Origin of the sequence: Pseudomonas sp. KK4 (assembly GCF_001984065.1) — a bacterium.
Taxonomy (GTDB): domain Bacteria; phylum Pseudomonadota; class Gammaproteobacteria; order Pseudomonadales; family Pseudomonadaceae; genus Aquipseudomonas.
The window spans coordinates 1-17,596 of record NZ_LYVP01000111.1 but is presented as its reverse complement, the minus strand read 5'-3'; the positions used below and the strand labels follow the sequence as shown (position 1 = coordinate 17,596).

Genomic DNA, 17,596 nt, shown 5'->3' with positions numbered 1-17,596 from the left:
GCATCCCCCAGATCAGGTCGGCTCGAAGGCCGCCTCGCTTCGCTTTTGATGTTGAGGTGCCCCGTCGGCAGGACCGGACGTCAGGGGATAAAGCCTTTGGTTACTTTGGGCACCAAAGTGACCCGCCGTCAGGGCGGAACCCTAAGTGGCCGTTACCGCAGCAATGGATATGTACACCCGACACAAAGCCATCGCTTGCAGGCAAGCTCCCACAGGTTTTGAGCCGTACGCAAATCCAACGCACAACCCCACCCCCTGTAGGAGCGAGCTTGCTCGCGATGGTCGTCCAGGCGACGCGGGGAGTCAGGCAGCCATCGTCATCGTTAACGTCCATCGCGAGCAAGCTCGCTCCTACAGATCAAACCGATCCACCGCCCGCCGCCGCTCATTATCATCACGCACATCATAGTTGGCCGTAGTCTGGATATTGCTGTGGTGGGCCAGTTTCTGTGCGATCGACAGGTCGTGTTCCTCGATGACCCGGGTAATGAACGAGCGGCGGAAATCATGGGGCATGATTTGCACGCCTACCTGCGCGCCGCGCTGGCGGGCGATGTAATAGATCGCGTGCTTGGTGATGCGCTCTCGGGTGATATGGCTGCCGCGACGAATGCGGTTGAAGAGGAACGGGTCATCCGTTTCACCTTCCTTGAGTTGCGTGCGGCGAAATGCCAACCAGGCCTCAAGTTTGGCGAAGGCCCAGGCCGGGGCATATTTGATCAGTTGCTTGTTGCCCTTGGCCGTGACCCGCAGGCTGCGCTCGGTGAAATCCACCTGATTCAGATCCAGGTTCACCGATTCCGACTTGCGCATTCCCGAGCCATACAGGATCGCAATGATTGCCGCGTCCCGCAGGCCCTGAGGCCGTGGATCGGCTTCGCAGACGTCCATCAGCTCTCGGATCAGCGTGCGCCGCAGATTGCGCCCCTGGGACAGGCGCGTACCGGCGATGCCCTTGACCGAGCGCATCTTCAGCAAGTGTTCCTGGCTGATCAGGCTCATACGCCACGCTTCGTTCATCACCCCGCGCACCGCATTGACATACAACGACGAGGTGTTGGGCGCATAACCGTCGGCACGCAAGGTTGCCACCAGCGCAATCACATCCTCGGGCTGCAACCGGTGCCAGGCAATTTCCTGGATGTTCATTTCCTCGAAACCCAGGCGATCGGCGGCATCCTGCAGCACGTAGCGCATGGTCATCTGGCTCGAGGGGGCCAGTCGCGCCAGGTACACCGTCAGCGGGTTCATGGTTAAGGCGGGCAAGTCGGCAACGGGTAAGTCAATCAAACGAAACGGCCTTGAATAAGAAGTCAGTCACAACTAAGAAATGAAACAACATTCATATACAGCGAAACTTTCGTAGGACTTTTCCGAGACGAATGACCGTAAGTCCTGCAATTCTGAACTGGCGCTTAATGAGTTTCAGATAAACAAATTTCCCACCGGGTTTTCATGTTTTATTGACGAAATCGGGCCTAGCCTCCAGCGATGGGGTTTGGTCTCGAGGTGCTCACAACCTGCCGCCCAGGGCAGGAAAAGTCAACTGACGAGAATGCTCAACTTTCTCAACTAAGCCTTTGAAGCAACTTTAGTTTCATGATCTACGCTGCAAACGGATCCGCAAAAAAACTCCACGAACAATCACGTTTCGGCCAAGAGGTGTGCATGACTCAGGCTTTTCTCCCCTTCTCCCGCCCAAGTATCGGCGATGAAGAAATCGCAGCCGTAGAACAAGTTCTACGCTCGGGATGGATCACCACCGGACCGAAAAACCAGGCATTGGAAGAGCACTTCGCCACCTATGTCGGTTGTCGCCACGCCGTTGCACTGTCGTCCGCCACCGGCGGCATGCACATCACTCTGCTGGCGCTCGGGATCGGGCCGGGCGATGAAGTCATTACCCCGTCGCAGACCTGGGTATCGACGGCCAACATGATTTGTCTGCTGGGCGCCACCCCGGTGTTCGTCGACGTTGACCGCCACACGTTGATGAGTGACCTGGCGAGCATCGAAGCGGCGATCACCCCACGCACCAAAGCCATCATCCCGGTGCATTATGCCGGCGCCGCATTCGATCTCGATCCGCTGTATGCGCTGGCCGACAAACATGGCATAGCGGTGATCGAAGACGCTGCCCACGCCGCCGGGACGTTGTACAAAGGCCGCCACGTCGGCGCCCGGGGCACGGCGATTTTCTCGTTCCATGCGATCAAGAACATGACCTGCGCCGAGGGCGCCATGTTCGTCAGCGACGACGAAAAACTGGCCTCGCGGGTGCGCATGCTCAAGTTCCACGGCCTGGGCGTTGACGCCTACGACCGCCTGACCCATGGTCGCAAGCCTCAGGCGCAAGTTGTGGAACCCGGTTTCAAGTACAACCTGGCCGACATCAATGCCGCCATCGCCCTGGTGCAACTGCAGCGGCTGGACGAGATCAACGCCAAGCGCACGCAATTGGCCAGCGCTTACCTGCAGCGCCTCGAAGGCCTGCCGGTGCTGCCCCTGGCCATGCCTGCCCATGTGCAACAACACGCCTGGCACCTGTTCATCCTGCGCATCGACGCAGAACGCTGCGGGCTGGACCGCGAAGCCTTCATGAAGGCCTTGCAGGACCAGAACATCGGCACCGGCATCCACTTCGTCGCCACCCACCTGCACACCTATTACCGCCAGCGTTTCCCCGATGTTCACCTGCCCGACACCGAATGGAACTCGGCACGACTGTGTTCGATCCCGTTGTTCCCCGACATGACCCTCGATGACGTCGAGCGCGTCGTCGGTGCCATTGAAAACTGCCTGGACGCACGCCCGTGAGACCTTACCCCATCCATTTCGTGTCGATCGTGATCCCGGTCTACAACGAACAAGCGAGTTTGCCTGAACTGCTGCGCCGCACCGAGGCGGCGTGCACGCTCTTGCACCATGCCTACGAAATCGTGCTGGTCGACGACGGCAGTCGCGACGATAGCGCCTACCTGCTGGAGCAAGCCGCTTCACGCCCGGGCAGCCCGGTGGTTGCGGTCATTCTGAACCGCAACTACGGCCAGCACGCGGCCATCATGGCCGGTTTCGAGCATTGCAAGGGCGACGTGGTGATCACCCTCGACGCCGACCTGCAAAACCCGCCCGAAGAAATCCCGCGCCTGGTCGCCCAGGCCGAACTGGGCTATGACGTGGTCGCGACGGTACGCAGCAACCGCCAGGATTCGGCCCTGCGCCGCTGGCCGTCGAAGTTGATCAACCTGGCCGTACAGCGCTCCACCGGCGTGGCCATGAGTGACTACGGCTGCATGCTGCGCGCTTACCGCAGAAGCATCGTCGACGCCATGCTCGCCTGCCGCGAGCGCAGTACCTTCATCCCGATTCTGGCCAACAGCTTCGCCCGCCACACCACGGAAATCCCCGTGACCCACGCCGAGCGCGAACACGGCGATTCCAAATACAGCCCCATGCGTCTGATCAACCTGATGTTCGACCTGATCACCTGCATGACCACCACCCCCCTGCGCCTGTTGAGCATCGTCGGTTTCACCATGGCCGGGCTCGGTGTGCTGTTCGCCATGATGCTGATCGTGCTGCGCCTGGTGTTCGGCGCCAGTTGGGCCGGCGACGGCATGTTCGTGCTGTTCGCGGTGCTGTTCGTGTTCACCGGCGGCCAGTTCATCGGAATGGGCCTGCTGGGTGAATACCTGGGGCGCATGTACAGCGATGTGCGCGCCCGCCCGCGTTTCTTCGTTGAAAAGGTATTGCGCAGCCCATCCGCCTCCCCTGATTGCGTGGTCGCCGTTGACGACCGCACCTCCACTTCTGCCGATCGAGTACTCCCATGACTGCAAACGTTGTTGTGTTCGCCTATCACGATATTGGCTGCGCCGGTATTGAATCCCTGCTCCAAGCCGGTTACCACATCGCCGCAGTGTTCACCCACGCCGATGACCCCACGGAAAACACGTTCTACGGTTCCGTGGCACAGCTGTGCGCACGCAAAGGCATTGCCGTACACGCCCCGGAAGACGTCAATCACCCACTGTGGATCGAGCGCATCGCCAAACTCGATCCCGACTACCTGTTCTCCTTCTACTACCGCCACCTGCTGAGCGAACCGCTGCTGGCCACGGCCCGCAAAGGCGCTTTCAACCTGCACGGCTCGTTGCTGCCACGCTACCGTGGTCGCGCCCCGGCGAACTGGGTGTTGGTCAACGGCGAAACCGAGACCGGCGTGACGCTGCACCGCATGGTCAAGCGCGCCGACGCTGGCGCCATCCTCGCCCAGCAACGGGTGGCCATCGAGCGCAACGACACCGCGCTGAGCCTGCATGGCAAGCTGCGCGTGGCCGCCAGCGACCTGTTGCGCGACACCTTGCCGGCATTGCTGCAGGGCAAGGTCAGCGAAACCCCGCAGGACGAGAGCAAGGCCACTGTGTTCGGTCGCCGCACCCCGGCTGATGGAAAACTGGTATGGAGCCGGCCTGCCGAGCAGTTGTTCAACCTTGTCCGCGCCGTGACCCAACCCTATCCGGGGGCTTTCTGTGCGGTGGGCGAGCACAAACTGATCGTCTGGAGCGCCGAGGTGGTCAGGGGCAACGATGGCCTGGCACCGGGCCGGGTCATCAGCGTCGATCCGTTGCGCATCGCCTGCGGTGAAGACTCGCTGGTGATCAACGCCGGCCAGCGCAACCACAACGGCCTGTACCTCAGTGGTCCGCAACTGGCCAATGAACTGGGGCTGGTGGACGGCTCGGTGTTGCGTGGCGCCGAGTCCGGTCGTGCGCCGCGCCGCACTCGCGTGCTGATCCTTGGCGTCAACGGTTTCATCGGCAATCACCTGTCCGAACGCCTGCTGCGCGATGACCGCTACGAGGTGTATGGCCTGGACATCGGCTCGGACGCCATCGAGCGCCTGCGCAGCCACCCGAACTTCCACTTCGTCGAAGGCGACATCAGCATTCACTCGGAGTGGATCGAGTACCACATCAAGAAATGCGACGTGGTCCTGCCGCTGGTCGCCATCGCCACGCCGATCGAATACACGCGCAACCCGCTGCGGGTGTTCGAATTGGACTTCGAAGAAAACCTGAAGCTGGTGCGCTACTGCGTCAAATACAACAAGCGGGTGATTTTCCCGTCGACCTCGGAAGTCTATGGCATGTGCCAGGACGAGCGATTCGATGAAGACACCTCCAACCTGGTCGTCGGCCCGATCAACAAGCAGCGCTGGATCTATTCGATCTCCAAGCAATTGCTCGACCGGGTGATCTGGGCCTATGGCCAGAAAGGCCTGAACTTCACGCTGTTCCGTCCCTTCAACTGGATGGGCCCACGCCTGGATCGACTGGATTCGGCGCGCATCGGCAGCTCCCGGGCCATTACCCAGTTGATCCTCAACCTGGTTGAAGGCACGCCGATTCGCCTGTTCGACGGCGGCGAGCAAAAGCGCTGCTTCACCGACATTGCCGACGGCGTTGAAGCCCTGGCGCGGATCATCGACAACGACAACGACGTCTGCAACGGCCAGATCATCAACATCGGCAACCCGGACAACGAAGCCAGCATCCGCCAGTTGGGCGAAGAGCTGTTGCGCCAGTTCGAAGCCCATCCGCTGCGCAAGCACTTCCCGCCGTTCGCCGGTTTTCGCGATATAGAAAGCAAGGCGTTCTACGGCAATGGCTACCAGGACGTGTCGCACCGCAAGCCGAGCATCGCCAACGCCAAGCGCCTGCTGGACTGGACGCCGACCGTGCAGATGAGCGAGACCATCGGCAATACCCTGGATTTCTTCTTGCGTGAGGCCATGCTCGAAAACGCGCAGTCACACAAAGAAGAAGCACGCTGATGCAGGCAGGTCTTCGTATCGATGTCGACACGTACCGAGGCACCCGTGAGGGGGTGCCCCGCTTGCTGGACATGCTCGACGAAGCGCAGGTCAAGGCGACGTTCTTTTTCAGCGTTGGTCCGGACAACATGGGGCGCCACCTGTGGCGCCTGATCCGCCCGCAGTTTCTCTGGAAAATGCTCCGTTCCAACGCCGCTGGCCTGTACGGCTGGGACATTCTGCTGGCCGGCACGGCCTGGCCCGGCAAACCCATCGGCCGCGACCTGGGGCATCTGATGCGCCGGGCCCGGGATGCCGGTCATGAAATCGGCCTGCATGCCTGGGATCACCATGGCTGGCAGGCGAATGCCGGACGCTGGGACAACATCCGGTTGATCGAGCAGATTCGCAAGGGCGTGGACACGCTCAACGACATTCTGGGGGAAAAAATCCACTGTTCGGCCGCCGCTGGCTGGCGTGCCGACGAGCGCGTGATCGAAGCCAAGCAGGCCTTCGGTTTTCGCTACAACAGCGATTGCCGGGGCCAAAGCCTGTTCCGGCCGATCCTGGCCGACGGCCGTGCGGGCACGCCGCAAATACCGGCGGACCTGCCGACGTTCGATGAAGTGGTCGGCCCGCACCTTGCCGCCAAGGACTTCAACGCCTTCATCCTCGATCGCTTCGCCCCGCAACACCTCAACGTCTACACCATTCATGCAGAAGTGGAAGGGATTCTGATGGCCAATGATTTTCGCCGACTGCTGGCCGATGCGCGCCAGCGAGGCATCGTCTTTGAACCCTTGGGCAACAGGCTGCCCGAGACACCTGGCAACCTGCCCCGCGGCCGCGTGGTGCGTGGCGTACTCAACGGTCGCGAAGGCTGGCTGGGAGTGCAAGGCGCATGAGCAGACGCTGGGCATTACCGTTTCTGCTGGTGCTCATGGCGTTGGCTTACCTGCTGCCCCTGAGCAGCCATGGCTTGTGGATTCCCGATGAAACCCGCTATGCCCAGATCGGGCAGGACATGCTGCTGGGTGGCAACTGGGTATCGCCACACTTCATGAGCGTGCGCTATTTCGAGAAACCGGCAGCCGGCTACTGGATGATCGCCATCGGTCAGGCGCTGTTTGGCCAGAACCTGTTCGGTGTGCGTTTTGCCTCGGCGTTCAGCACCGCTCTGAGCGTTGTGTTGTGCTACCTGATCGCCCGCCGTTTATGGAGCGATCCGCGCAAAAGTTTCGTCTGTGCACTGCTGTACATGAGCCTCACCGTCGTTGCCGGTGCTGCCGGCTACGCCAACCTCGATCCGCAATTCACTTTCTGGGTCAACCTGAGCCTGGTGGCGCTGTGGTTCGCGCTGGACAGCACCACTGGCGGCAAACGAATGCTCGGCTGGGCGGTGCTGGGGTTGGCGTGCGGCATGGGCTTCATGACCAAGGGTTTCCTCGCCTGGCTGCTGCCGGTACTGATCGCCCTGCCCTGGATGCTCTGGCAAAAGCGCTGGCGCGAGTTGCTGACCTACGGTCCGCTGGCGATCGGCGTGGCCATCGTCGTCAGCCTGCCATGGGCACTGGCGGTGCACGCCCGGGAGCCGGACTACTGGCGGTTTTTCTTTTGGCACGAGCACATCCGCCGCTTCGCCGGGGACGATGCCCAGCATGACGCCCCCTGGTGGTATTACCTGCCGCTGCTAGTGGCGTTCAGCCTGCCGTGGGTGGGCCTGTTGCCACCGGCACTGAAGCAGGCCTGGCAAAGCCGCAACCAGGCCAGGACCGCGTTCCTGCTGTTGTGGCTGGTGATGCCGCTGCTGTTTTTCAGCCTGAGCAAGGGCAAGCTGCCGTCTTACATCCTGCCCTGCCTGTTGCCTTTGACCTTGCTGCTGGGCCATGCCCTGGCCGAGCGTTTGAAGCTTGAGCAAGGCGTTTTCCTGAGGGTCAATGGTCTGCTCAACCTGGCGCTGGGCCTGCTCCTGCTGCTGGGGCTGGTTTACCTGCAACTGAAAAAGCCACTGTACAACCATGAACTGCACAACCTGGTGCTGGTGTTCATCGCGCTGATCGGCTGGATCATCAGCAACCTGTTGCAAGCCTTGCGCCCCTTGAGCTGCTGGGCCGCACCGGCCTTCGGCAGCCTGCTGCTGATCGGCTTGATACCCGCCGCCCTGCCCGATTCGGTGGTCGCCAACAAAACGCCCGATCAATTCATCCTCGAGCACACCGCCGAGCTCGGCCAGACCCGTCATTTGCTGAGCAATGACCTGGGCGCGGCGTCCGCCCTGGCCTGGCGGCTGCAACGTCCGAACGTGGCTTTGTACAACACGATAGGCGAATTGAAATATGGCCTTGCCTATCCTGACGCCAACAAGCAGCGCGTCGACCCCAACCAGGTTCAACAGTGGATGCACGACGCCCGCCAGCAGGGCTCGGTGGGTGTGGTCATGCGGATCAAGGGGGACGACGAACTGCACGAACTTGAACAGTTGCCTACCGATGGCAAGCGTTATGAGAAAGGCAACATTGTGATTTTGATCATCCCGCAGGCGGCACCATGAGCCTGGTCCTGCTGCTGGCCGCCTGCCTGCTGACGTGCCTGGGCCAGATCGCCCAGAAGTGCGCCGTGGAAAGCTGGCGTGGCGCGCCGACAAACCTTAGCGACAAATTGCGCTCGCCCTGGTTGTGGCTGGCCCTGGCGGCGCTGGGGCTGGGCCTGCTGGTGTGGTTGCTGGTGCTGCAGCGCCTCGAGGTCGGCATTGCCTACCCGATGCTCAGCCTCAACTTCGTATTGATCACCCTGGTGGCGCGCTTCGTGTTCCGCGAGCCGATCGATCGGCGTCACTGGCTGGGTGTCGCCCTGGTGATCGGCGGCGTGGCCTTGCTGGGGCAACACGCATGAGCGCGCCACGGGGCATCACCTTTGCGCTGTGCAGCGTGCTGCTGGTCAGCGGCGCCCAGTTGGGGATGCGCTGGAGCATGAGTCGCCTGCCCTCCCCCGAACACTGGCCCGGCGCCGACATTCATCTCGGTGCAGTCGCGGTGGTGCTGGGCGCGATCCTGGCTTACGCCCTGTCGATGCTCTGCTGGCTTCTCGCCCTGCGGGACCTGCCCCTGGGGCGAGCCTACTCGCTGCTGAGCATCAGCTATGCCCTGGTCTATCTGGCCGCCGCCAGCCTGCCGCTGTTCAACGAAACCTTCAGCCTGTCCAAAAGCCTCGGAGTGGCGCTGGTCATCCTTGGCGTCATCACCATCAACTCTCGACCCGTTCACGCGCCTGAACCCAGGAGTGTTCCATGAAAATCAGTGTATTTGGTAGCGGTTATGTCGGCCTGGTCCAGGCCGCCGTCCTGGCTGAAGTCGGCCATGACGTGGTGTGCATGGACATTGACAAAAACAAAGTCGAGTTGCTGCAACAGGGCCATGTGAGCATTTTCGAACCTGGCCTGGCCAGCCTGGTGCGCGAAGGCCTGGACGCCAATCGGTTGCAGTTCACCACCGACGAAAAATTCGCCGTGCAACATGGCCAGGTGCTGTTTATCGCGGTCGGTACGCCGTCCCGGGAGGATGGCTCGGCGGATCTTCGCTACGTGCTGTCGGTGGGTGAAGCCGTGGCGCGACACCGTGAGCAACCGGTGATTCTGGTGGAGAAATCCACGGTGCCGGTGGGCACCGGCGACGCCTTGCGCGAGCACATCGACAAATGCCTGATCAAGGTCGGGCGCCTGCTGCAGTTCGATATCGTCTCCAACCCCGAGTTTCTCAAGGAAGGCTCGGCCGTGGCCGATTGCCGCCGCCCTGACCGCATCGTCATCGGCTGCGAACGCGATGAAGTGCGCGACGTGATGCGCGACCTGTACGCGCCGTTCAACCGCAACCATGACCGGATCATGTTCATGGACCTGCGCAGCGCCGAGCTGACCAAATACGCCGCCAACTGCATGCTGGCGACCAAAATCAGCTTCATCAACCAGATGGCCGAACTGGCCGAACACCTGGGTGCCGACATCGAATCGGTGCGCCTGGGCATCGGTGCCGACTCGCGCATCGGTTACCACTTCATCTACCCCGGCTGTGGCTATGGCGGTTCGTGTTTCCCCAAGGACATGCGCGCCCTGATCCACAGCGCCGAACAGGCCCACTGTTCCAGCGACTTGCTGCAAGCGGTGGAAGCCATCAACCAGCGGCAGAAACACAAATTGTTCGAGCGCATCAAGGCGTTCTACAAGGGTGATTTGCGCGGCAAGACCTTCGCCCTGTGGGGCCTGGCGTTCAAGCCCAACACCGATGACATGCGCGATGCCCCGAGCCGCCCGCTGCTCGAAGCACTGTGGGCGGCCGGTGCGAACGTTCGGGCCTTCGACCCCGAAGCCATGCAGGAAACCCAGCAGCTGTATCCCGACGAATCGAAACTGATGCTCATGGGCACGCCGGAATCGGTGTTGAGCGGCGCCGACGCATTGATCATCTGCACCGAATGGCAGCAGTTCAAGGCCCCGGATTTCGACCTGATCCGCCAGCGGCTCAATGCCCCGGTGATCTTCGACGGCCGCAATCTGTACGACGCCGAACGCCTGGCCCGCCATGGTTTCATGTACTTCCCGATGGGCCGCGGCGAATCGCGCAAGCTGCCGATCCCACATCAGCAATGGCCGGCGGCCTCGGTAGTCGCTTGATCGTTGAAACGATGAGCATTCGTCAGCAGTCCCTGGTCATCGGGTTGCTGGCGCTGCTGCTGTTCAGTGCCGGGGTTTACCAACAGGCGGCCATCGGTTTCGATTCGCGGTTCGTGCTGTTTGCCCAGGAAATGCTGCGCCACGGGCCGTCGATCTTCCCCACCAGCTATGGAGAGCCCTACCCCGATTACACGGCGGTCTCGACGCTGTTCATCTGGCTACTGTCCTTGCCTTTGGGCGAAGTCAACAGCCTCAGCGCCTGGCTGCCGAGCGCAATGGCCGGCGCGGTGATCGTCACGCTGATGTACCGCTTGCTGGCACCCTGCTCCCCGCGCTGGGCGCTGCTGAGCATTGCCTTGATGCTGATGACCAGCACCTTCATCACCGAAACCCGCGCCGTGTCCCAGGATTTGTTGCTCAGCGCAGTGGCGTTTGCTGTTTTTTACCTGGGCTACGCCGCCGATCACTGTGCGGCCCCGCGGCGCGGGTGGTTGATCCTTGCGCTGTTAGTGCTGGGCTTCGGCATACGTGGGCCCATCGGCCTGGTGATCCCCACGGGCATGTTGTGCAGTTATTTGCTGGTCAATCGCCAATGGCAGCGCCTGTTCGGCTTCGGCCTGAGCGCGGCGGTGTTGCTGGCGGCCTGTGTCGGCGGGTTGTTATGGCTGGCCGAGCGCAGCGGCGGCCCGGCATTCATGCACGATGTGGTGCGCATGCAGTTCCTGGGGCGCATGGACGGCAGCGAGGGTGTGGGCGGCTCGCTCTACTACTTCACCCGTTCGCTGGGCAACTACGCGCTGGCCTATCCCCTGGCGTTGCTGGTGCTGGCCGCGCTGTGGCTGACGGACTCACGCCAGGCCGGCCCGGCGTTGCGACTGGTGCATTGCTGCACTGCGGCGGCGTTGATCGTATTGATCGGCTTGTCGATTCCCCAAGCGAAGAAAGCCCGGTACGTGCTGCCGATGCTGCCCATGGTGGCAATCATCGCGGCGTATCCATTCCAGGTCGCGCAGGGCCGGGTGTTTACCTGGCTGCGCGCGGCCATGCTGGGGTTATGGCTATTGATGCCGACGGTTCTGATCACCGGGCTGCTGATCGCCCAGCGACGATTGGCCGTGCCCTTGACCTCTGTGCTGATTGTCCTGGGCGCGCTGCAGGTCATCGCCATCGTCATGCTGTTCAAGTCGCCATGGCGTGCGCAGGCCCTGGCCGCGTGTGCGGTGCTGGCGCTGTGGCTGGTTTACATCCTGGTGTTCGAGCCGGTCGAACGGCGGCTCTACGACACGCAAACGTTCAGTCGTGCGGCGCTTGCCCTCGTGCACAAAGATCCGGCGCCGCTGGTATTACACGGCATGGGCAAAGATGCCAAGGCAATCAAGTTCATGGTCAATGTCGACGAAGATGTGCAACCGGTGTTTACCGAGTCGATCCAGGCGTTGGAAAGTGTTGCACGACCGGCGTGGTTAATGATGGATCTGAACGATTACAAGGCCCTGCATGGCACTGTTGCGGGTACGCTGCAACCGGTATTGAGCGGTCGATTCGATAACAACGATTTTGTGTTGCTGCACTTTCTCAAAGATTGATCGGTTGAGCGGCAGGCGCCCGTCTGCAGGTTGTTGCTTGTTCATACCGGCGACTTCAAATCGACTCTGGCAGCGCAGCACGCCGAAATCACCCGCAGCTGCGAGGCACTGAAAGCCCTCACCGGCCAACACCCGAACGGTTTTCGCATCCCTGCCGGCAATGGCGCGCCGGGATTCATCGAAGCACTCAGGGACAACGGCATCCAATGGTCTTCTTCGTGGCGCGGCGATGACTTGCCATTCGCCCATCCCACCGCGCCCGAGGTCATCGAGCTGCCCCTGCATTACGAACTGGAGGACGAACCCTATTTCGCCTTCAACCTCAGCCCGGCGGTGCCACCGGCGCAATCGCGGATCGCCTCCTACAGCCACACCTTGGGCAATCTGCAGATGGACTTCGCCGGGTTTCACCGCTTTGGTTTGTGCTACGTGCTGCGCCTGCATCCGGAAATCATTGCCACGCCGGGACGGATTGGCGTATTGCGCGAGCTGCTTGAGGGGATTTTGCGGCACGATGACGTGTGGATCGCCACCGGTGCGCAAGTCGCGCAATGGTGGGCAGAATCGGCAGCGTCAGTGACCGAGGATCATCCGGCGTCGGTGTATGAGCGGCACTATCGCGATAACCTGCCATGATCGAGGGCGGTGCCCGACCGGGCCTGTTCACGAATGGGACACCTGGTCGTCGAGCCAACACCAACGACTTCGAATAAGGACATTTGCACTCACCGTGGCCACCTACTCCCTCGTTATTCGCCGTTTGATGATCGTGTCGCTGACCATCGTCGTCAGCCGCGCCATCACCAGCCCGTTGCTCACCCTGTTCCTGAGCAGAAAACTGGGCCTCAACCAGCAGGACGTCGGGTTGTTGCTGGGGATCGCGGTGTTCATTGCGACCCTGCTCGCGCTGTATGGCGGCTACATCATCGATCGTCTGGAAAAGCGCCGACTGCTGATCCTGGCCATGCTCTCCAGCGCGATCGGCTTCGTGTTGCTGACCTTCGCCGAAAACCTCTACCTGACCACCGCCACCCTGGTGATCACCGAAACCGCCTCGGCGCTGTTTCTCATCGGCTCCAAGGCGATCCTCAGCGAAAACCTGCCCATGGGCCAGCGCGCCAAGGCGTTTTCCCTGCGCTACACCCTGACCAACATCGGCTACGCCACCGGCCCGATGCTCGGTGTAGTGATCGCCGGTTACTATCCGATCGCGCCGTTCCTGATCGCCGGCGCCATCGCCTTCGGCAGCATTTTCCTGATGATCGGCATCCCCCGGGACTCGGCGCAGGCCCCGGCCATCGGTCAGCCGCAAAGCTTCCTCAAGACCCTGGTCACCCTGAAGAACGACCGCACGCTGATCATGTTCACCTGCGGCTGCCTGCTCAGCACCGTGGTTCACGGACGCTTTACCCTGTACCTGTCGCAGTACCTGCTGGTGACCCACGATTCGAAAAACGCCCTGGACATCATGGCCGCCCTGCTCGCCTGCAACGCCATCAGCGTGATCCTGTTGCAGTACCAGGTCGGCCGTTTCCTCAACCGCGAAAAACTGCGCTACTGGATAGCGGCCGGCACCAGCCTGTTCATCCTCGGCCTGATCGGCTTCAGCCTGGCCAACAGCATGGTTACCTGGTGCGTGGCGATGTTCATCTTCACCCTCGGGGAAATGATCATTTACCCGGCGGAATTCCTCTTCGTCGACACCCTGGCCCCGGAAGAACTGCGCGGCAGTTACTACGGCGCACAGAACCTCGCGGCACTGGGCGGCGCCTTGAGCCCGGTGATTGGCGGCTACCTGCTGATGCACACGCCGGCCCCGACCATGTTCTATGCCCTCAGCGCCCTGACGGCCATGGGTGGCACGCTGTGCTTCCTCAGCGGACGGCGGGTGGCTTTACATCAGAAATAATGAACTTAAACTTCATTAATATGAATTTGCCAGCAATCCCGAGGAGCGGCACACTGGCGTCGTTCCTCCCCCAACAGTTGGAACACCTTCAAGGGCTTTCTGGGAACTCCAGGCAAGCCCTTTTTTTTCCTCAGGTTTTCAACGGAACGGTTTCGTATGCTTGCACGCTGGTTGCCCGCCGCCATCAATACCCGCCCCTCCGAATGGAGCCGTGCCGCCATCGGCATGGCCCTTGGGGTGATGCTCAGCGTCTGGCTGTGCGGCCAGGTGTTCGGGCTCGAGGTGGCGCTGCATCTGATCGGGCCGCTGGGCGCGTCCGCAGTGCTGCTGTTTGCCGTTTCTTCAGGCGCACTGGCGCAACCCTGGTCGATCATCGGCGGCTACCTGAGCGCTGGTGTGGTTTCGCTGCTGGTGGCTCACGTGCTGGGACGGACCCTGGGCAGCGCTTGCCTGTCGGCGGGCATGGCGCTGATCCTGATGTGCTGGCTGCGTTGCCTGCATCCCCCGGCCGGTGCGCTGGCGTTGACCCTGGTGGTGGCGGACCCATCGATTATCGCCATGGACTGGAAAGTCCTCGGCCCGGTGATGCTCGGCGCCCTGGTCATGCTGCTCAGCGCGCTGGCCTATAACAACCTGACCCGCATCCGCTACCCCAAGCGCGCCGGCGAGCCGGTCGCCGTGGTGCCCGCCGATCATCCGCCCGTGGATCGCCAGGCGATCACCGCCGAAGACCTGAAGCTGGCGCTGGCCGGGATGGAAGCCTTTATCGACGTGACCCCGGAAGATCTGGAACAGCTCATCCACGCCAGCGAATTGCAGGCCAGGCGCCGCAGTATTGGTGAGGTTTTGAGCCGCACCAGCGTCTGACGATAAACCCCCTGTAGGAGCGAGCATGCTCGCGATGGACGAGAGAGCGCCGCGGGGAATCAGACACCCAGCGTCATCGTTGACGACCATCGCGAGCATGCTCGCTCCTACGGGGGTAGTCATTACAAATATGCAGACAGCACCTGCACATTATCCCCGTTGTACATCACAAATTTGCACTGTTACGATCCTGCATCGCTCGCGCGCGAGCTTCTTAATAAAGAACAATAAAAGCAGGGAGTTAGTGATGACTGCTCAGGTTTCTTCTCCGCGGACGTCGTCCATGGATGACAGGCAAAATGAAGTGCTGGCCGAGATTCGCAACCACATCGGTCACCTGACCCTCAACCGCCCCGCCGGCCTCAACGCCCTGACCCTGGACATGGTCCGCAACCTGCACCGCCAGCTCGATGCCTGGGCGCAGGACCCGCAGGTGCATGCCGTGGTGCTGCGCGGTGCTGGCGAGAAAGCCTTCTGCGCCGGTGGTGACATTCGTTCACTGCACGACAGTTTCAAAAGCGGCGACACCCTGCACGTCGATTTCTTCGTCGAGGAGTATGCCCTCGACAACGCCCTTCACCACTATCGCAAGCCCGTTCTGGCACTGATGGACGGCTTCGTCCTGGGCGGCGGCATGGGCCTGGTGCAGGGCGCCGACTTGCGGGTGGTCACTGAAAAGAGCCGCCTGGCGATGCCGGAAGTGGGCATCGGCTATTTTCCGGACGTTGGCGGCAGCTACTTCCTGCCGCGCATTCCCGGTGAATTGGGGATCTACCTCGGCGTCAGCGGCGTGCAGATCCGCGCCGCCGACGCGCTGTATTGCGGCCTGGCGGACTGGTACCTGGACAGCGCCAAACTCGCCCTGCTGGACCAAAAACTCGATCAATTGCAATGGCACGACACGCCGCTGAAGGATCTTCAGGGCCTGCTGGCCACCCTCGGTGTGCAGCAGCTGCCCGACGCGCCGCTGCAAGCGTTGCGCCCGGCCATCGACCATTTCTTCGCCTTGCCGGATGTGCCGAGTATTGTTGAGCAATTGCGTGAAGTGACGGTCGCCGACAGCCATGAGTGGGCGCTGAGCACCGCTGAGCTGCTGCAGACCCGTTCGCCGCTGGCCATGGCCGTGACTCTGGAAATGCTGCGCCGTGGCCGTCGCCTGAGCCTCGAGCAGTGCTTCGCCCTTGAGCTGCACCTGGACCGTCAGTGGTTCGAGCGCGGCGATCTGATCGAGGGCGTGCGCGCCTTGCTGATCGACAAAGACAAGCAGCCGCGCTGGAACCCGCCGACCCTGCAGGCGCTGGACGCCGCGCACGTGGCGAGTTTCTTCCACGGTTTCGATGAGAGCGGGAGCTGAGCCATGCACGACCTCGAATTGACTGAAGAACAAGTGATGATCCGCGACATGGCCCGGGATTTCGCCCGTGGCGAGATCGCGCCCCATGCCCAGGCCTGGGAAAAGGCCGGCTGGATCGACGACGCCCTGGTGGCGAAGATGGGTGAGCTGGGGCTGCTGGGCATGGTGGTGCCCGAGGAATGGGGTGGCACCTATGTCGATTACGTCGCCTATGCCCTGGCGGTTGAGGAAATCTCCGCCGGTGATGGCGCCACCGGTGCGTTCATGAGCATCCACAACTCCGTGGGCTGCGGGCCGGTGCTCAACTACGGCAGCGAAGCACAGAAACAGACCTGGTTGCCGGACCTCGCCAGTGGCCAGGCCATCGGCTGCTTCTGCCTGACCGAGCCCCAGGCCGGTTCCGAAGCGCACAACCTGCGCACCCGCGCCGAACTGCGCGACGGCCAGTGGGTGATCAACGGCGCCAAGCAATTCGTCAGCAACGGCAAGCGGGCCAAACTGGCGATCGTGTTCGCCGTGACCGACCCGGACCTGGGCAAGCGCGGTATCTCGGCGTTCCTGGTGCCCACCGACACCGCAGGCTTTATCGTCGACCGCACCGAACACAAGATGGGCATTCGCGCCTCGGACACCTGCGCCGTGACCCTCAACAATTGCAGCATCCCCGAAGCCAACCTGCTGGGTGAGCGCGGCAAAGGCCTGGCCATTGCCCTGTCCAATCTCGAAGGCGGCCGCATCGGCATCGCCGCCCAGGCCCTGGGCATCGCCCGCGCCGCGTTCGAAGCGGCCCTGGCCTACGCCCGGGACCGCGTGCAATTCGCCAAGCCGATCATCGAACACCAGAGCATCGCCAACCTGCTAGCGGACATGCACATGCAGATCAACGCCGCCCGGCTGATGATCCTGCACGCGGCACGGCTGCGCACTGCTGGCAAACCCTGCCTTTCGGAGGCCTCCCAGGCCAAGCTGTTCGCCTCGGAAATGGCCGAGAAGGTCTGCTCATCGGCGATTCAGATTCATGGCGGGTATGGGTATCTGGAGGATTATCCGGTGGAGAAGTACTACCGCGATGCGCGGATTACACAGATCTATGAAGGGTCGAGCGAGATCCAGCGGATGGTGATTGCCCGCGAGCTGAAGAACTATCTGCTGTAACGCTTAAAAGCTTCGCGAGCAAGCCCGCTCCCACATGGGGTCTGCGGTGAACACGGCATTTGTGAACACAGCAGATCAACTGTGGGAGCGGGCTTGCTCGCGAATGCGCCCGCATAGACACCACAAAACTCAATCCTGCCCCGACCGCCTCACCGCCCTCACCCCCAACGCCGCCAGATCGCTCTCCCCCTCACCCGACGCCACCGCGTCCAGCAGGTTGTCGCGCAACACACTGGCAAACGGC

General features: G+C 61.9%; 14 protein-coding genes and 1 pseudogene. 14 read left to right on the top strand and 1 reads right to left on the bottom strand.

The window, feature by feature from the left end; all coding sequences use genetic code 11:
* Nucleotides 1-351: 351 nt before the first annotated feature.
* Entirely contained in the window at nucleotides 352-1,251 is a 900-nt protein-coding gene (gene xerC / locus B0W55_RS24420; protein ID WP_077048476.1) for a tyrosine recombinase XerC, read from the bottom strand.
* 417 nt (nucleotides 1,252-1,668) lie between these two features.
* Between xerC and arnB the strand changes: the two genes are divergently transcribed.
* The 14 genes and pseudogenes from arnB to B0W55_RS24350 all read left to right on the top strand — a co-directional run bounded on the left by arnB (nucleotide 1,669) and on the right by B0W55_RS24350 (nucleotide 17,352).
* A complete protein-coding gene (gene arnB / locus B0W55_RS24415) occupies nucleotides 1,669-2,817 on the top strand; it encodes a UDP-4-amino-4-deoxy-L-arabinose aminotransferase (protein ID WP_077048475.1) in 1,149 nt (382 codons plus the stop codon).
* Entirely contained in the window at nucleotides 2,814-3,833 is a 1,020-nt protein-coding gene (gene arnC, locus B0W55_RS24410) for an undecaprenyl-phosphate 4-deoxy-4-formamido-L-arabinose transferase (protein WP_077048474.1), read from the top strand. Before arnB ends, arnC begins: the two co-directional genes overlap by 4 nt.
* Nucleotides 3,830-5,836, top strand: a complete 2,007-nt coding sequence (arnA, locus tag B0W55_RS24405) for a bifunctional UDP-4-amino-4-deoxy-L-arabinose formyltransferase/UDP-glucuronic acid oxidase ArnA (RefSeq protein WP_077048473.1) — start codon at nucleotides 3,830-3,832, stop codon at nucleotides 5,834-5,836. The genes arnC and arnA overlap by 4 nt, the downstream gene beginning before the upstream one ends.
* Nucleotides 5,836-6,720 carry a 4-deoxy-4-formamido-L-arabinose-phosphoundecaprenol deformylase gene (gene arnD / locus B0W55_RS24400; RefSeq protein WP_077048472.1) on the top strand — a complete coding sequence of 295 codons (885 nt, stop codon included), beginning with the start codon at nucleotides 5,836-5,838 and terminating at the stop codon, nucleotides 6,718-6,720. Before arnA ends, arnD begins: the two co-directional genes overlap by 1 nt.
* On the top strand, nucleotides 6,717-8,366 hold the full coding sequence (gene arnT, locus B0W55_RS24395; RefSeq protein WP_077048471.1) for a lipid IV(A) 4-amino-4-deoxy-L-arabinosyltransferase: 1,650 nt from the start codon (nucleotides 6,717-6,719) through the stop codon (nucleotides 8,364-8,366). The genes arnD and arnT overlap by 4 nt, the downstream gene beginning before the upstream one ends.
* Entirely contained in the window at nucleotides 8,363-8,707 is a 345-nt protein-coding gene (arnE, locus tag B0W55_RS24390) for a 4-amino-4-deoxy-L-arabinose-phosphoundecaprenol flippase subunit ArnE (protein WP_077048470.1), read from the top strand. Before arnT ends, arnE begins: the two co-directional genes overlap by 4 nt.
* The gene (gene arnF / locus B0W55_RS24385; RefSeq protein WP_077048469.1) at nucleotides 8,704-9,105 is read left to right on the top strand and encodes a 4-amino-4-deoxy-L-arabinose-phosphoundecaprenol flippase subunit ArnF; all 402 of its coding nucleotides are present in this window, start codon (nucleotides 8,704-8,706) and stop codon (nucleotides 9,103-9,105) included. Before arnE ends, arnF begins: the two co-directional genes overlap by 4 nt.
* Nucleotides 9,102-10,481, top strand: a complete 1,380-nt coding sequence (locus tag B0W55_RS24380) for a UDP-glucose/GDP-mannose dehydrogenase family protein (RefSeq protein ID WP_077048468.1) — start codon at nucleotides 9,102-9,104, stop codon at nucleotides 10,479-10,481. Before arnF ends, B0W55_RS24380 begins: the two co-directional genes overlap by 4 nt.
* Nucleotides 10,454-12,067 (top strand): glycosyltransferase family 39 protein, encoded by a 1,614-nt coding sequence (locus B0W55_RS24375; RefSeq protein WP_077048467.1) that lies wholly within the window; start codon nucleotides 10,454-10,456, stop codon nucleotides 12,065-12,067. The genes B0W55_RS24380 and B0W55_RS24375 overlap by 28 nt, the downstream gene beginning before the upstream one ends.
* Before the next feature lie 66 nt (nucleotides 12,068-12,133).
* Nucleotides 12,134-12,703 (top strand): annotated as a pseudogene (locus B0W55_RS24370) (polysaccharide deacetylase); the annotation flags it as partial.
* A 94-nt stretch (nucleotides 12,704-12,797) separates the two neighbouring features.
* The gene (locus B0W55_RS24365) at nucleotides 12,798-13,976 is read left to right on the top strand and encodes an MFS transporter (RefSeq protein WP_077048466.1); all 1,179 of its coding nucleotides are present in this window, start codon (nucleotides 12,798-12,800) and stop codon (nucleotides 13,974-13,976) included.
* A gap of 156 nt (nucleotides 13,977-14,132) precedes the next feature.
* Nucleotides 14,133-14,843 carry an HPP family protein gene (locus B0W55_RS24360; protein ID WP_077048465.1) on the top strand — a complete coding sequence of 237 codons (711 nt, stop codon included), beginning with the start codon at nucleotides 14,133-14,135 and terminating at the stop codon, nucleotides 14,841-14,843.
* 247 nt (nucleotides 14,844-15,090) lie between these two features.
* Entirely contained in the window at nucleotides 15,091-16,197 is a 1,107-nt protein-coding gene (locus tag B0W55_RS24355; RefSeq protein ID WP_077048464.1) for an enoyl-CoA hydratase/isomerase family protein, read from the top strand.
* Between the two features lie 3 nt (nucleotides 16,198-16,200).
* Nucleotides 16,201-17,352 carry an acyl-CoA dehydrogenase family protein gene (locus tag B0W55_RS24350; protein ID WP_077048463.1) on the top strand — a complete coding sequence of 384 codons (1,152 nt, stop codon included), beginning with the start codon at nucleotides 16,201-16,203 and terminating at the stop codon, nucleotides 17,350-17,352.
* Nucleotides 17,353-17,596: the final 244 nt, after the last annotated feature.

What these genes read in the sequence shown, in the direction of transcription:
- B0W55_RS24380 (WP_077048468.1), top strand. Translation starts at nt 9,102, where the DNA reads ATGAAAATCAGTGTATTTGGTAGCGGTTATGTCGGCCTGGTCCAGGCC.
- arnD (WP_077048472.1), top strand. Translation starts at nt 5,836, where the DNA reads ATGCAGGCAGGTCTTCGTATCGATGTCGACACGTACCGAGGCACCCGT.
- arnB (WP_077048475.1), top strand. Translation starts at nt 1,669, where the DNA reads ATGACTCAGGCTTTTCTCCCCTTCTCCCGCCCAAGTATCGGCGATGAA.
- B0W55_RS24375 (WP_077048467.1), top strand. Translation starts at nt 10,454, where the DNA reads ATGGCCGGCGGCCTCGGTAGTCGCTTGATCGTTGAAACGATGAGCATT.
- xerC (WP_077048476.1), bottom strand. Translation starts at nt 1,251, where the DNA reads ATGAACCCGCTGACGGTGTACCTGGCGCGACTGGCCCCCTCGAGCCAG.
- arnA (WP_077048473.1), top strand. Translation starts at nt 3,830, where the DNA reads ATGACTGCAAACGTTGTTGTGTTCGCCTATCACGATATTGGCTGCGCC.
- arnE (WP_077048470.1), top strand. Translation starts at nt 8,363, where the DNA reads ATGAGCCTGGTCCTGCTGCTGGCCGCCTGCCTGCTGACGTGCCTGGGC.
- B0W55_RS24350 (WP_077048463.1), top strand. Translation starts at nt 16,201, where the DNA reads ATGCACGACCTCGAATTGACTGAAGAACAAGTGATGATCCGCGACATG.
- B0W55_RS24355 (WP_077048464.1), top strand. Translation starts at nt 15,091, where the DNA reads ATGACTGCTCAGGTTTCTTCTCCGCGGACGTCGTCCATGGATGACAGG.
- arnF (WP_077048469.1), top strand. Translation starts at nt 8,704, where the DNA reads ATGAGCGCGCCACGGGGCATCACCTTTGCGCTGTGCAGCGTGCTGCTG.
- arnT (WP_077048471.1), top strand. Translation starts at nt 6,717, where the DNA reads ATGAGCAGACGCTGGGCATTACCGTTTCTGCTGGTGCTCATGGCGTTG.
- B0W55_RS24360 (WP_077048465.1), top strand. Translation starts at nt 14,133, where the DNA reads ATGCTTGCACGCTGGTTGCCCGCCGCCATCAATACCCGCCCCTCCGAA.